The 15496-nt window shown below is 56.3% G+C and carries 11 protein-coding genes; 6 read left to right on the top strand and 5 right to left on the bottom strand.

What is annotated here, in order from left to right:
- Window positions 1-8: 8 nt before the first annotated feature.
- Both AAGR08_RS00445 and iolD read right to left on the bottom strand, forming a co-directional pair.
- Window positions 9-1022 carry a Gfo/Idh/MocA family oxidoreductase gene (locus AAGR08_RS00445; RefSeq protein WP_097095767.1) on the bottom strand — a complete coding sequence of 338 codons (1014 nt, stop codon included), beginning with the start codon at window positions 1020-1022 and terminating at the stop codon, window positions 9-11.
- Window positions 1023-1094: 72 nt separating this feature from the next.
- Complete coding sequence (iolD, locus tag AAGR08_RS00440; protein ID WP_097095766.1) at window positions 1095-3029, bottom strand: 3D-(3,5/4)-trihydroxycyclohexane-1,2-dione acylhydrolase (decyclizing); 1935 nt, start codon at window positions 3027-3029, stop codon at window positions 1095-1097.
- Window positions 3030-3577: 548 nt separating this feature from the next.
- On the opposite strand from iolD, the gene iolC reads away from it, so the two are divergent.
- Window positions 3578-5491, top strand: coding sequence for a 5-dehydro-2-deoxygluconokinase (gene iolC, locus AAGR08_RS00435; protein ID WP_345827901.1), 1914 nt, complete (start codon window positions 3578-3580; stop codon window positions 5489-5491).
- A 333-nt stretch (window positions 5492-5824) separates the two neighbouring features.
- Window positions 5825-6670, top strand: coding sequence for a MurR/RpiR family transcriptional regulator (locus AAGR08_RS00430; protein WP_097095764.1), 846 nt, complete (start codon window positions 5825-5827; stop codon window positions 6668-6670).
- A gap of 93 nt (window positions 6671-6763) precedes the next feature.
- Here AAGR08_RS00430 and iolB read toward each other — a convergent pair whose 3' ends face one another.
- Together iolB and AAGR08_RS00420 are read right to left on the bottom strand one after the other, a co-directional pair.
- Window positions 6764-7579 carry a 5-deoxy-glucuronate isomerase gene (gene iolB / locus AAGR08_RS00425; protein WP_345827899.1) on the bottom strand — a complete coding sequence of 272 codons (816 nt, stop codon included), beginning with the start codon at window positions 7577-7579 and terminating at the stop codon, window positions 6764-6766.
- 24 nt (window positions 7580-7603) lie between these two features.
- Window positions 7604-9109, bottom strand: a complete 1506-nt coding sequence (locus AAGR08_RS00420; protein WP_097095762.1) for a CoA-acylating methylmalonate-semialdehyde dehydrogenase — start codon at window positions 9107-9109, stop codon at window positions 7604-7606.
- Between the two features lie 424 nt (window positions 9110-9533).
- Here AAGR08_RS00420 and AAGR08_RS00415 point away from each other — a divergent pair, with 424 nt between their 5' ends.
- Window positions 9534-10349 (top strand): TIM barrel protein, encoded by an 816-nt coding sequence (locus tag AAGR08_RS00415; RefSeq protein WP_097097632.1) that lies wholly within the window; start codon window positions 9534-9536, stop codon window positions 10347-10349.
- Between the two features lie 151 nt (window positions 10350-10500).
- Here AAGR08_RS00415 and AAGR08_RS00410 read toward each other — a convergent pair whose 3' ends face one another.
- On the bottom strand, window positions 10501-11724 hold the full coding sequence (locus AAGR08_RS00410) for an MFS transporter (protein WP_097095761.1): 1224 nt from the start codon (window positions 11722-11724) through the stop codon (window positions 10501-10503).
- Between the two features lie 228 nt (window positions 11725-11952).
- Between AAGR08_RS00410 and AAGR08_RS00405 the strand changes: the two genes are divergently transcribed.
- The 3 genes from AAGR08_RS00405 to AAGR08_RS00395 are packed head-to-tail and all read left to right on the top strand — an operon-like array spanning window position 11953 to window position 15283.
- Window positions 11953-12666, top strand: a complete 714-nt coding sequence (locus AAGR08_RS00405; RefSeq protein WP_097095760.1) for an ABC transporter ATP-binding protein — start codon at window positions 11953-11955, stop codon at window positions 12664-12666.
- On the top strand, window positions 12644-13630 hold the full coding sequence (locus AAGR08_RS00400) for an extracellular solute-binding protein (protein ID WP_176519146.1): 987 nt from the start codon (window positions 12644-12646) through the stop codon (window positions 13628-13630). The genes AAGR08_RS00405 and AAGR08_RS00400 overlap by 23 nt, the downstream gene beginning before the upstream one ends.
- Window positions 13631-13633: 3 nt before the next feature.
- Window positions 13634-15283, top strand: coding sequence for an ABC transporter permease subunit (locus tag AAGR08_RS00395; protein ID WP_345827894.1), 1650 nt, complete (start codon window positions 13634-13636; stop codon window positions 15281-15283).
- Window positions 15284-15496 lie beyond the last annotated feature (213 nt).

Here is a 15496-nt window from a genome sequence, read left to right as displayed (position 1 = left end):
CGGCTCAGTTATTTAGCGTAGAAATCCGGACGTGGCGGCATGGTAACCGGCTCAATCGCACCGCTGTTCTGCGCTTTCTGGCAGGCATCGGCGGCCACGGAGGCAGCAAAGCCATCCCAGGCCGAAGGACCGGTCAGCTCGCCACTCTTCACGTCATTAATGAACGCCTGCAGCTCAACGTCGTAGGCATCGATGAAGCGATCTTTCCAATCCGTCAGCAAGGGTGTACCGAGGCGCGCGTTTTTGCGCGTTTGAATCGCCGAAGGCTCAGGCAGTTTCGCGATGCCCTCTTCACCCACCACTTCACATTGGATGTCGTAGCCGTATGCACAGTTGACGAAAATCTCGACATCAATGCGGATGCCTTTCTGCGTTTCGAACAGCACGATTTGCGGATCTTTCAGTTTGGCGTGGGATTTCGACGTGGTACGCGGGAACACCACCTGCACGGTTTTGTAATCGTCTTCCGTCAGCCAGCGCAGCACATCCAGCTCGTGAATCAGCGTGTTAGTAATCGCCATGTCGGTGGTGTAATTCTCGCCAACGCTCTGGTTGCGGTGCGCGCAGTGCAGCATTAACGGTTCACCGATTTCACCGTCGGTAATCACTTTTTTCAGCGCGCGATAGCCGGAATCGTACGGGCGCATAAAGCCCACCTGCACCAGACGTTTGCCGTGTTTGATCTCCGCATCGACAATGCGACGGCAGCCTTCCGCGCTCAGCGCCAGCGGCTTCTCACAGAACACCGGTTTGCCCGCAGCAATGGCGGCCAGCGTGAACTCTTCGTGGGTCGGATCCCAGGAAGTCACCAGCACGGCATCAACTTCGGGCGAGTTGATCACCTGATGGCCATCCTGATACACCTCGGCTTCGATATTCAGACGTTGCAGCGCCGCACGCGCACCTTCCACGTTGATATCAGAAACCGCCACCACTTTCGCACCCTGCAAGACGTTATTGCAGCGACGAATGTGTTCCTGACCAATTGCACCGGTACCAATTACACCGAGTTTTAGCGTCATAATTACACCTGTAGAGTTCGTTCGGATACATTAAGATAAACAAGGCCGGAGAACCCCGGCCTTAAAGAGGATTTAGTACTTACGCGCCTGTTCGATATGCACGTTAAGGTTGTCGGCCACTTCCTGCGTGCGGGTCGAGGTTGAGGTTTGCGCCACGCCCACATGCCACCAGCTGAAGTACTTGTGCACCATGGTTTTTGGCAGCACTTTGATGTCGAACAGCGTTGAAACCGTCTGCTTCTGCGCATCAATCAGCGCCGCTTCCAGCTGCTCCAGCGTGGTGATGCGATAGGTTTTGCAGCCGTAACCGCCGGCAATCGCCGCAAAGTCCACCGGCACAAAGCCGCCATCCAGCTTGCCGCCTTCCGGATTACGGAAGCGGAACTCGGTGGTGAAGCTGTCCATGCCGTGCTCCATCTGCAGGTTGTTAATACAACCGTTGGTCATGTTATCCAGCAGCACGACGTTGATTTTGGCCCCTTCCTGAATCGAGGTGACCAGCTCGGAGTGCAGCATCATGAACGAACCGTCGCCGACCATGACGTAAACTTCACGCTGCGGCTGCGCCAGCTTCACGCCCAGCGCGGCGTTCACTTCATAGCCCATACAGGAGTAGCCGTACTCAACGTGGTACGAGTTGTAATCTTTGGTGCGCCACACGCGTTGCAGATCGCCCGGCAGACTGCCCGCTGCAGCCACAATCACCGCATCCTTTGGGAGCTGCTCGTTTAAGGTGCCCAGCACGCTGCTCTGCGTCAGCACCGATTGCGTCAGGCGTTCGAACTCGGCAAACAACGCTTCACGATCGGCGTGATCGGCGATTTCAGGAATGAAATCGTCGCTGTTATAGGTCGCGGCATAAACGCGCTGCGTCTCTTTCAGCAGTTTACTTTGCGACAGTTCAATCTGGTCGCCCCAATGATTTTCAAACCCTTTCAGCCCGCTTTCCAGCGCCGTTAAACCTTCACGCGCATCCGCCAGCAGCTGTACCGCATCCAGCTTGTAGCTATCAAAGTTGCTGACATTAAGATTCAGATAGCTGACGTCCGGATTCTGGAAAATCCATTTTGAGGCGGTGGTGAAATCGGTGTAACGCGTACCGATGCCAATCACCAGATCGGCCTCTTTCGCCAGCAGATTCGCTGCCAGACAGCCGGTTTCACCCACGCCGCCCACATTCAAAGGATGATCGGAAACGATGGTGCCTTTACCGGCCTGGGTTTCGGCAAAAGGAATGTTGAAGCGCTCGGCGAATTTCAGCAGCGCATCACCGGCGTCGGAGTATTTCAAACCGCCACCGACAACGATCAGCGGCTTGTGTTTACGCGCAATCAGCGCCAACGCATCGCCCAACTGTGCAGCCGTGGGCAAACGGCGATCCAGACGATGCACCCGCTTCTGGAAGAAGTATTCCGGGAAATCCCAGGCTTCAGCCTGTACGTCCTGCGGCAGCGCGAGGGTTACCGCGCCGGTTTCGGCTGGATCGGTCAGTACGCGCAGGGCATTAATGCACGCGGTCATCAGCTGCTCTGGGCGGCTTACGCGGTCCCAGTATTTGCTCACCGCGCGAAACGCGTCGTTGGTGCTGATGCTGAGATCGTGGCTCTGTTCGATCTGCTGCAATACCGGATCGGGTTGGCGCGTAGCAAACACATCGCCCGGCAGCAGCAGTAAAGGAATGCGGTTGGCCGTGGCCGTGGCGGCGGCGGTGATCATGTTGGCAGCACCTGGTCCAACGGAAGAAGTACAGGCAATAATCTGACGACGCAGCGACTGTTTGGCAAACCCAATCGCCGCGTGCGCCATGCCCTGCTCATTACGGCCCTGATGCACCACCAGATCGCCGCTATCCTGCTCCAGCGCCTGGCCCAATCCCAGCACGTTACCGTGACCGAAAATGGCAAAAATGCCTTTCACGAATTTGGTTTCCACGCCGTCAACGTTCAGGTACTGGTTATCCAGAAATTTTACCAGCGCCTGTGCCGTGGTGAGTCTGATTGTGCCCATATGCTTCTTCCTTTACATGCTGGTACCTGTGGTGAGGTACATCGCGGTTCGGGTAACAACTGCCGCTTACGGCGCCCGCGGATTAAGTGAAACGTGTGGCGATTATAAACAAATATTTTTTTCATTAAATACGATTACAGAAGAAACATTTCATTTTGCGATAGAGATCAAATTCAGCGATGAAACGAACGCTTTCAGGGCGAGCAAAGGGAGGAAAGTGGAACGGTAAAAGGTTATTTAACGGCCATAACGAAATTTCATTTCACTTCAGTAGCTTCCTTGATTTATCGCTCTTTTCCTGAGACCTGGCTCACAAGCCCGAGTATCGCTGGAATTCAGCGCTTAACACCTGCTGTATTACACCTTTGTCAGAGTTTTACCTGGCTCACAAAATCGCGACGGACGTTTCATTTCATATTGTGTTTGGAATTTTTATTCCTCATACTGCGTAAAAGCCAATCAGGCACCTTGAGAACCCGGAAGCAAAGCGCTCGATGATGGGCGGCAGCGCCCGCAGTGTCTGCTTATCACAGAAGGAAACAATAGGTATGAGTACACAACAGAAGCGGCTTGATGTGATTTGTATTGGACGCATCGCCGTCGACCTCTACGGTCAGCAAATTGGATCACGTCTGGAAGATATGACCAGCTTCAATAAATATCTGGGTGGATCTTCTGGCAACGTGGCCTACGGCACGGCTATTCAGGGCCTGAAGTCTGCCATGCTGGCGCGCGTAGGTGACGAGCATAATGGCCGCTTTTTACGTGAAGAGCTGCAGCGGGCAGGCTGCAACACCGACGGTTTGATCACGGACAAGCATCGCCTAACGGGTCTGGTGATTCTTGGGATTAAAGATGAAGAGACCTTCCCGCTAATTTTCTACCGTGATAACTGCGCCGATATGGGCCTGGTGCCGGAAGATATTAAAGAAGAGTTTATCACCTCCTCACGTGCGGTCGCCGTTACCGGCACGCACTTGTCACACCCGCAAACCCGTGCCGCAGTGTTGAAGGCGCTGGATATCGCCCGACGTAACGGGCTGCGTACCGCATTGGATATCGATTATCGCCCGGTCCTGTGGGGCCTGACCTCACTCGGCGACGGTGAAACGCGTTTCATTGAATCGGGCGAAGTAACGCAACAGTTGCAGGAAGTTCTGCACTATTTCGATTTGGTGGTGGGAACGGAAGAAGAGTTTCATATTGCCGGTGGCAGCACCGATACCTTGACCGCGCTGAAAAACGTGCGTAAATCGAGCCAGGCAACGCTGGTGTGCAAACGTGGCCCGCTGGGCTGCGTGGTATTTGAGGGCGAGATCCCAGATAGCTGGGAACAGACCACATTACAGAGCGGCGTACGCGTGGAAGTGCTGAATGTACTTGGCGCGGGCGATGCCTTCATGTCTGGCCTGCTGCGCGGCTGGCTAAACGACGAAAGCTGGGAGCAGGCATGCCGTTACGCAAACGCCTGTGGGGCACTGGTGGTTTCCCGCCACGGCTGCGCGCCAGCGATGCCAACCAAAGAAGAGCTGGATGATTTCCTTCGCCGCGATAACGACGTGAAGCGCCCGGATCTCGATCCACGCCTGAATCATTTACACCGCGTGACGACACGTAAGCAGCAGTGGCCCGAGCTGAATGTGTTCGCCTTTGACCACCGCAAGCAGCTGGCCGATATGGCGCGCGAAGCGGGCGTCAGCGAAGAGCGCATTCCACAGCTGAAACTGCTGCTGCTGCGCGCCGCTGAAGAAGCGGCAAACGAGGCAGGTTTGCATCAGAAAAGCGGCATCCTCGCGGATACCACCTATGGCCAGAAAGCGCTGAACGCGATTACCGGTAAAAACTGGTGGATTGGTCGTCCCATCGAGCTGCCAAGTTCCCGCCCGCTGCGCCTCGAGCACGGTAATATTGGTTCGCAGCTGGTCGACTGGCCGGCCGAACACGTAGTGAAATGCCTGGTGTTCTACCATCCGCATGACAGCGCGGAACTGCGTAAAGAGCAGGATGATCTGGTGCTGGATGTGTGGAAAGGCTGCAATAAAAGCGGTCACGAACTGCTGCTGGAAGTGATTCTGCCGGAAAGTAATCCGGACCGGAAAGAGTCTTACTATTACGATATGCTGGGCCACTTCTACAGCCTGGGTATTCAGCCGGACTGGTGGAAACTGCCGCCGCTGTCCGCGGAGAGCTGGCAGTCCATCAGCGGCTTGATCGAGCAAAACGATCCGCACTGCCGCGGCATTCTGCTACTGGGTCTGGATGCACCAGAAGAGACGCTGAAAGCCGGTTTTGCGGCGGCGGCGCAAGCGCCATGGGTGAAAGGTTTTGCGGTAGGTCGCACTATCTTCGGCCAGCCGTCACGCCAGTGGCTGCAGGGCGAACTGGACGACAAGGCGCTGATCGAAACCGTGAAAGGCAATTATCTGCGCCTGATCGGCTACTGGCGCGCGGTGCGCGGTTAAGCTGTTGAATTAGTATCAAAGAAGCGGCCGATGGCCGCTTTTTTTGCATTGTGCGCGTTGGCCCTCATCCTAACCTTCTCCCGCTGGCGGGAGAAGGAACTGTCCTCTGCGATTTTGCGGACCGAATGCATTCCTCGACTTTCACTCGATAGGTTCCCTCGCCCGCTTGCGGGAGAGGGTTAGGGTGAGGGGAAAACATGCACATTCTGTGAGGCAATTCATAAACCGATGAAATAAGCGTCACGAAGATGTCAAACGAATGAAATTTTCCATCCATCTGGTACTATAGCGCTCATTATCCAGCCATATTTTCTTTTTTAGCGGGCCGAAGTAATGACCAATAATCCAACACAACTTACCCTGTTACAGGACGATATCCGTCGTCGCTATGAGACGCTGAGTAAACGCCTGAAGCAGGTGGCTCGTTATATCCTTGATAACAGCAACAGCATTGCGTTTGATACCGTTGCCTCCATTGCGCAGCATGCTGATGTGCCACCCTCCACGCTGATCCGCTTTGCCAACGCTTTTGGCTTCAGCGGCTTCAATGAAATGAAACAGGTTTTCCGCCAGCATCTGATGGAAGAAACGGTTAACTATACCGAGCGTGCACGTCTGTTCCGCCAAACCGCCACCGACGACAGCGCCAGCTCACCCGAGAGCCCGGCTGAAATTCTCAACGTCTTTACCATGGTGAACAGTCAGGCGCTGCAACAGCTGGCGATGCAGGTGAATCCGGACCAGCTCAACCGCGCGGTGAAAATGCTCGATGAAGCGGAGAACATCTACATTATCGGCCTGCGCCGCTCGTTCAGCGTGGCTTCTTATCTGGTGTACGCGCTGCGCCATCTGGAGCGTCGTGCGTTCCTGATCGATGGCCTTGGCGGCATGTTTACCGAGCAGCTCAGTATGGTGAATCCTAAAGACGTGGTGATTGCCATCAGCTATTCGCCTTACGCGCGTGAAGCGGTGGAGTTGGTTGAGCTGGGTGCCAAGCGTGGCGCGCATCTGATCGCCATCACCGACAGCCAGGTCAGCCCGCTGGCCGCCTTCAGCGATGTGTGCTTTGTGGTGCGTGAAGCGCAGGTGGATGGCTTCCGTTCGCAGGTGGCATCGCTGTGTCTGGCGCAGACGCTCGCCGTATCGTTAGCGCTGAATAACAACGTTATTAACGAATAATCTCTTCGTAGAGTCGCCATTCATGGCGACCAGCCAACAAAAAGGGCAGCCATGTGGCTGCCCTTTTAACGTTGGTGCGCATAAATGCGCCCCCTACGAACGCGGATACTTATCGCTATTCACCCAGGCATGATCTTTCTCCCAGGTAAATTTCCACAACCGTTTTGGCCCCGCCATCACGTTGAGATAGTAATTATCGTAACCGGCAATGGTCGCCACCGGATGATAGCCGCGCGGCACCGTCACCACATCATGGTTATACGGCGCCATGCACTCGTCGAGCGAACGGTCGTCGGTATAAACACGCTGCATGGCGAAACCTGGCTCAGGATCGAAACGGTGATAGTAGGTTTCTTCCAGATAGGTTTCGTCAGGGCTATTTTTCTGGTCGTGCTTGTGGCTAGGGTACGAACTGGTCGCGCCTTCGTCGGTATACACTTCCACCACCAGCAGGCTGTCGGCTTCTTTGTTATCCGGCAGAATGTTGTGCACCAGACGCTGGTTGCGGCCTTTACCACGCTGCTCAACGCCCACATCTTCCGGGGCAATCAGGCGCGCCGGCAGATTACCGCTGCCTGGTGCATTACACACCGCCAGCTCCAGATCGCTATCCGCATACACTTCCACTTCATCGTTATGCGGCACATACACCGAGTACGGCGGAATGCGCTCAAACGGCGACAGACGCTTACCGAGATGTGGGAACTCCGCATGGCGGGTTTTTACCGATGCAAAGCCCGCCACCAGCACCAGACACAGCTCTTTATCACCGCTGCTCAGCGTCAGGCGCTGCCCTTTTTTCAGCAGGTAGGCATCAAAGCCTACGTATTCCCAGCCCGCGCTCTCAGGCGTGACGTGCTGAATACGACCGTTGCTGTCGGGTTTTTGCGCTTTCGAAATCAGAGACATCCTGTTCCTCCTGGTTGAGCGAGATTAGCCCAGCGTCGGCATGCTGAACTCAGAGACGGTTTGCTGGCCGCTCGGCCAACGCACGGTGGCGGTTTTCATGCGGGTGTAGAAACGCACGCCGTCTGGACCATGCACGTTCAGCGCACCAAACACCGAACGCTTCCAGCCGCCGAAGCTGTGGAACGCCATCGGTACCGGAACCGGTACGTTAACGCCTACCATGCCCGCTTCCACGTTCTGTACGAATTCGCGCGCGGTGTGACCGTTGCTGGTAAAGATGGCGCTACCGTTGCCGAACTCATGGCTGTTAACCAGCTGCAGCGCGCTATCGAAATCTGTAGAACGCATGATGCTTAATACCGGCCCGAAGATCTCTTCGCGCCAGATGGTCATGTCTGAAGTCACGTTATCAAACAGGGTGCCGCCCACGTAGTAACCTTCAGCGTGACCTGCTACCTCAACACCGCGACCATCAACCACCAGCTTCGCGCCTTCCTGCTCGCCTTTATCGATATAGCCCAGCACTTTCTTCTGGTGCGCGGCAGAAACCACCGGCCCCATTTCATTCTCTTCGGCACCTTTCTGAATTCCCGGGCCGATGCGCAGCGCTTTAATCAGCGGCGTCAGGCGTGCAATCAGTTTGTCAGCCGTATCGTCGCCCACCGCCACCACCACCGGCAGCGCCATGCAGCGTTCACCAGCAGAGCCAAACGCGCCGCCCATAATGGCGTTCACGGTGGCATCAAGATCGGCATCTGGCATCACGATAGCGTGGTTTTTTGCCGCGCCGAATGCCTGAACACGTTTACCGTGGGCGCTGGCGGTTTTGTAGATATGCTCAGCCACGCCGGAAGAACCGACGAAGCTGACTGCCGCGATGCGCGGGTCTTTATACAACTGCTCGGCATCTTCGTTAGACGAGTGCACCACGTTGAACACACCATCTGGCAGGCCCGCTTCTTTCAGCAGTTCGGCCATACGCACCGAGGCTGAGGGATCCAGCGCCGGTGGCTTGAGGATGAAGGTGTTGCCGCACGCCAGCGCGATGGGGAACATCCACAGTGGCACCATCGCCGGGAAGTTGAATGGCGTGATACCCGCCACCACGCCCACGGGTTGCATCAGCGAGTAGCTATCAACGCCGGTGCCCACGCTGGGTGAGTTTTCACCTTTAATCAGATGCGGAATACCGCAGGCAAACTCGATCACTTCAATACCACGCGTCAACTCACCCAGCGCATCTGACCACACTTTACCGTGCTCAGAAACAATCAGTGCCGCCAGCTCATCGCGGTGTTTTTCCATCAGGGCTTTGAAGTTGAACATCACACGGGCACGACGCAGCGGCGCGGTTTTCGACCATTCCGGGAACGCAGCATGGGCGACTTCAATCGCTTTTTCCACTTCCGCCGCGGTGCTCTGCGTCAGTTCGCGCACCACTTTGCCGGTCGCCGGATCGTACACGGGAATGGTTTCATTGCTGGCGCTATGGGTAATTTTTCCGCCGATAAAGTTTCCTACGATAGTCATGTCGTTGCCTCTTAGATGTGAAGTTCCCTGCAGACAGCCGGTTCAAACCGCAACGCTGCGTGAGCAGGCAATACTTAAAGCGTGCTATGAAGCTATAGCAATGAAATAAATTTTTCAAATACTTCTTTTTGGAAAATTTCCTTTTAGCGGCATGGATCGCATTTTTTCGCTGGCGGTTTTCAAGCGGCTGTAAACCAGCCTGCAGCGCTGACGTACCGGCATTTTTCCGCGGCTGAAAACGCGGCACACTAAGCCGCTGAGTGGACAGAATTTGTGCCGCAAATCCAGTCACAACATACAACGCGAAACGAAATATGAAATTTTTGCGAGACAGATCCAATATCTGATATTTCATAATTCAATAACAATGAAATAAATGTTTTCTTTGCTGCATCTTATCCGCATCACCCTACAGGAGCCGCAAATGGCCATCGATCCAACCCGTTTCTGTATTAACCGTAAAATTGCCCCCACGCTTTCGCTGGAAGCCTTCTTTCAGCTGGTACAGCGTTTAGGATTGAATAAGGTTGAGCTACGTAATGACATGCCGAGCGGTAAGGTGACCGATGATCTTAGCGCGGCAGCGCTGCGGGCGCTGGCGGATAAGTATGAGATTGAGATCGTCACGATTAATGCGCTCTACCCGTTTAACCGTGCCGATGATGCGCTGCTGGCAAAAGCCGAAGCGCTACTTCAGGAAGCGCAAGCTATTGGCGCAAAAGCGCTGGTGATGTGTCCGCTGAATGAAGGGATTGAGATATCGCCGCAGCAGACGCTTGAAGCGCTGCAGGTGCTCGCACCGCGCTTTGAAAAATATGGCATTCAGGGATTAGTGGAACCGCTGGGCTTCCCGGTGAGTTCGCTGCGTTCAGCGGTGCAAGTACAGAAGTTGATTCAGCAAGCCAAAGTCCCGTTTAAGGTGCTGCTCGATACCTTCCATCATCACCTGTATGAAAACGCGGAGAATGAGTTCCCGCAGGAGATCGATGTTAATCATATTGGCCTTGTGCACTTGTCTGGCGTGGAAGATACCCGACCGACCGCGCAGTTAACCGATGAAGAGCGCATTATGCTCAGCGACCGTGATGTGCTGAACAGCGTGGCGCAGGTAAAACGTCTGGAGATACTCGGCTACAAAGGACTCTACGCGTTTGAGCCGTTTTCATCGACGCTGGAGAAGTGGGACACCGCAGAGATTGAACGCCAGATACGCCACAGCATTGAATTGCTGCAAGCCTAAACGAACCCTTATCTGTGTCTCTTAGACACTTTTGCTAGTGTTGGCCTCGGTCGGAGGCCCTTTTTTTATACCACATACATCTGAAAGTCCCGGTGCGCATGAATGCGCACCCTACGGGTTTTGTAGGGTCGTCATTTATGGCGACCGCCAACTACGCATTCTCTTTGATCTCTGCTGCGGCGGTTTCCGGCATTCTTTTGATCATGCGCAGCGTGCAAAACAGCGCTAAACACACCAGCAGCGCGGTAAGAAAATAGACCAACGACACGCCGGCATAGCTCATGATGAAACCGGCAATTGGGCCGGTAATCCCCAGCGACAAATCCATAAACGCGGTATAGGTGGCGAGCGCGCTGCCCTGATTCTGCTGCGGTACCACTTTCACCGCCACCACGCCAATTGCCGGGAACACCAGAGAAAAACCGGCGCCAGTAAGGAATGCCCCCGTCTTCGCCATCCACGGATCAAACGAACCGGCCACCAGAAACAGGCCAATCGCCTCCACCGCAAAGCAGATACTCGCCACGCGCAGCCCGCCCAGTTTATTGATGGCGTTGGGAAACAGCAGGCGCGTACCGACGAACGCGGCACTGAACATGGTCAGCGCGAAAGCCGCCCCGTCCCAGCCTTTATCCTGATAAAACAGCGTGATAAAAGTGGCGATAACGCCGAATCCGGCAGAGCCCATCGCCAGAATCAGACCAAAACCGTACACCTTGCTCAGCACATCACGAAACGGCAGCGGCTTGGCTTTGCTGCCTTTCACCGCTGCTCGCGGCAATGCCAGCGCAATGGCTAACAGACAAATAGCGATGATGATGCTGGAGAGCAGCAGTAAACCGCCGCTACGGAAGATCACGACGCCGAGCGGCGCACCAATCGCCATCGCCCCATAAGTGACGATACCGTTCCAGGAAATCACCCGGCCGATATGCAGCGAGCCGACACGCGCCACGCCCCACAGCGAAGTTCCGGTACCAGAAAAACTTTGACCCACGCCTAAAATCACGCGGCCGAGGCACAGCAACACCAGACTCAGCACGCCCTGCCCATCGCTCAGCGCCGATAAAAGAATACAGATACCGCTCAGCAAGCAGCCCACCAGCCCAATCACCACCACCTTTTTCGGTCCCCACACATCGGCATAGCGCCCGGCGTGTGGGCGACTCAGCAGCGTGGCGATGTATTGCAGGCTAATCACTAATCCCGCCCAAAAGGCGTTATAACCCAACCCGTCATGGACAAAACCCGGCAGCACCGCCAGCGGCAAACCGATGGTGAGATAGCTGGCAAAGTTGAACTTCACGATGGAGAGAATCAGTAAGTTAAGGCGAAAACGGCCGTGTTCAGGTGCGGCGGCGGGCAGGTCAGGCATGAGTAATTGCGCTCGTGGGTGACGGAATTTTTATAACAGAAGGATAACTATACGCCTTTTGCCGCGCTGCGCATCAGTGGAATGCCCAGGTTTATGGTCATCATTTCGTCATATCGCCCTCGTAGACTCGCCGTCATCAAATCCCAAAGAGGATGAAAATCTGATGACGCTCCTGATTTCTACGCAGGCGCGCGTGCCTGACGCCCACTCTCGCAAGGGAGGTGGCCGATGACGCATGCCGCGCTGCCTATTGAACTGAAAAATCTCAGATGGTCAGTGGGTAACCTGACTATTCTGCACGATCTCTCCCTGACCATTCCCGCCGGCGAAATCCTTGCGCTGCTCGGCCCAAGCGGCTGTGGCAAAAGCACGCTGCTAAAACTGCTGGCGGGCTTGCTGCAACCGACAGAAGGCGAGCTGTGGATTGGCGCACGCTGCGTCGCATCGGCACATCACTGCGATGCCCCAGAGAAGCGCAACCTCGGCATGGTGTTCCAGGATTATGCGCTGTGGCCGCATATGTCGGTGGCACAAAACGTTGCCTTCCCGCTGCGCATGCGCGGCATCAGCAAAGCTGCCGCTCGTGAACAGGCCGATGCCGCCCTGGCGCAGGTTGGTCTGGCTGATTTTGGCGATCGTAAACCGGCGCTGCTCTCCGGCGGCCAGCAGCAGCGCGTGGCGCTGGCGCGCGCGTTGGTGGCGAAACCGGCGATTTTGCTGTTCGACGAACCGCTGTCCAACCTTGACCGCGACCTGCGCGAAACCCTGGTTCATACCATGGCGGATTTGCTGCGCGCCGCGGGCATCACCGCTGTTTACGTTACGCACGACCGCGAGGAAGCCAACACGCTGGCAGATCGCATCATTCACCTGGCGCAGGGCCAGATTGTTTCCGTTACTCACCTCTCAGGGGACCGCAATGCCATCTCTCAAGTCAGTTAAACGAGCCATCAGCCAGAAAGGAGCCATCAGCGCGATGATGTTGACTTCCGCTATGATGATCAACGATGCCCAGGCGCTGACGGTGTATACCGCCGGTCCGGGTTCGCTGTCGAAAAGCCTCGCCGCCGGATTTGAAAAACAGACCGGTATTAAAGTGAATATTTTCCAGGCCACGACCGGCAAAGTGATGGCACGTCTGGAGGCTGAACAGGCCAATCCGCAGGCCGACGTGCTGATCTCGGCTTCGTGGGATACCGCAGAAGATCTGCAGCAGCGCGGCTGGTTGCTGCCGTTTAACAGCGCCAACGCGGCGAAGGTGCCAGAGCAGTTCAAAACCGCTGATTACGTGGCGCAGGGCATTTCCGCGCTGGGCATCGTGTGGAATACGCAAAGCAATACGCCAGAGCCGAAGACCTGGCAGGATCTCACCGCCCCCGCCTTTAAAGATAAAGTCACCACGCCGGATCCGGCTCTCTCGGGCGCATCACTCGATCTGCTGATTGGCCTGCAAAACAGCGAAGGCGAAAAAGCCTGGCAGCTGTTTGACCAGCTGAAAGCCAACGGCATGATAATGAGCGGCCCGAACGCGCAGGCGGTCACGCCGGTGCTGCAAGGCGCCAGGGCGGCGGTGTTTGGCGCGGTCGATTACGTCACCTATAACAACATTGCGCAGGGCGAGAGCGTGAAAGTGATCTTCCCGGAAAATGGCACCGTGGTGGCGCCGCGTCCGATGATGATCCTGAAAAGCAGCCAGCACGCCAATGATGCCAAAGCCTTTATTGATTACGTTCTTTCGGATGCAGGTCAGGAGCAGGTAGCGAAAGCCTGGCTGATGCCGGCACGCACCGATATCAAAGCGCAGCGCCCGCTGTTTACCGAAATTAAGCTGTTACCCACCCAGCAGAACGGCAGCAGCGAGCGCGCGGCGGTACTGAAGCGCTTCGGCGCGCTGTTCGGGCAGTAAGCGATGTCGCGTGCCCTGAACGGATTGATTCTGCTGGCGTTGCTGCTGCTGGTGGCGCTGCCGCTGCTGTTTATCGTGCTGCAGGCGCTGTTTCCACACTTCAGCGCAGGCAGCTGGCGTGACGCCTTCAGCACGTTACCGACACTGCTGAACGATCCACAGCTGCTATCCATGGGGCTGGGCACGCTGAAAATCGGCGGCGGCGTAGCGCTGTGCAGCTTGCTGCTGGGTTTGCCGCTCGGCGCAGTGCGCGGCCTGTTCCGTCTGCCGGGCGCGGCGCTGTGGGATCTGCTGTTTCTGATCCCCTTTCTCACGCCGCCCTATATCGCGGCGCTGTCATGGACGCTGGCGCTGCAACGCAACGGCTATATCGAACAACTCACCGGCATCAATTTCGCCAGCCTGCTGTTTAGCAGCAGCGGCATGGTTCTGGTGATGACGCTAAACATCTTCCCAGTGGTCTATTTCGCGGTGTCACGCTCGCTGATGGCCAGCGGACAGCGTCTCGCCTGGGTGGCGCGCGTGCATGGCGCATCGGCATGGCGCGGTTTCTGGCACATCACCTTGCCGCTTACCTTACCGGCGCTGGCGGGCGGCGTACTGCTGGCGTTTACGCTGGCGATTGAAGAGTACGGCGTGCCCGCGGCACTCGGCACGCAGGCAAAGCTGACGCTGATGACCGTGGGGATTGAAACCAAACTTGCCGACTGGCCGATCGATCTGCCCGGCGCAGCGTTATTGTCGCTGATGCTAAGTGTGGTGGCGCTCGCAGCGTGGTTGCTGCAACGCAAACTCACCGGCAGCAGCGATGTGACGGCGGTGAGCGGCAAGCCGGTTACCCAGGAGCTGGCGCATGCCGGTCGCTGGCAGATAGTGCTGCTGCTGCCGTTTGTGCTCACGCTGCTGCTGGCGGTGGTGCTGCCGCTGGGTGCTATGGCGTTGAGCGGCCTGCTAAATACTCTCTCCGGCGGATTACAGCTCAACAACCTGACGCTGCGTCACTTTGGCGCGCTGTTTAGCCAACAAGGCGATGCGCTGGCAGCCTTCTCCACCAGCATCGGACTGGCGCTCGGGGCGGCAATGTTGACCGGCGCGCTCGGTTTTCTTATCGCCTGGCGCGTATCGGAAGGCAAAACTCGCCTGCTCGCCATGATGGATGGCCTGGCGCTGCTGCCTGCGGCAATGCCGGGCGTGGTGGTCGGCGTAGGATTGATTCTGCTGTGGAATCGCGGGTTTTGGCCGGTTTCGCCCTATAACACCCTTGGTATTCTGTTGCTTTCGTACAGCTGTTTGCTGCTGCCGTGGCCGGTGCGTTATGTCAGTAGCGCATTGCGCCAGCTGGCACCGACGCTGGAACCTGCCGCCCGCGTTCATGGTGCATCACGCCTGCAGGCGCTGCGCCTGATCGTATTACCGCTGGTGGCACCCAGCCTGCTGGCGGCTATGATGATGGTGTTTGCCGTAGCATCACGCGAGTTGGTGACCTCACTGCTGCTGGCACCGGCGGGCACGCAAACCGTGGCGATCTTTATCTGGCGTCAGTTCGAGCAGGGTTCGGTCGGGCAAGGGATGGCGATGGCCACGCTGACGCTGCTCGCCAGCCTCAGTCTGATGCTTGCCGCCACCGCGCTGATGCAGCGTCAGCGTCGCTGATGATAGCGGTCGCCATAAATGGCGACCCTACAATGAAACGGTGCGGATTTCGTAGGGTGCGCATTCATGCGCACATAAATGGCGACCCTACAATGAAACGATGCGGATATCGTAGGGTGCGCATTCATGCGCACCTGGAAACCTTTTTTCTGTTTGTCTTAAAATACAGAGAGTTATTTTTCATCAGCTACACTTTCCTGAGAAAAAATGTCT

The organism is Pantoea sp. BRR-3P (assembly GCF_039621635.1).
In the GTDB taxonomy this organism is placed as follows: domain Bacteria; phylum Pseudomonadota; class Gammaproteobacteria; order Enterobacterales; family Enterobacteriaceae; genus Pantoea; species Pantoea floridensis.
Note: the sequence above shows the minus strand (reverse complement) of the source record. Positions and strands in the feature narration are given on the sequence as shown.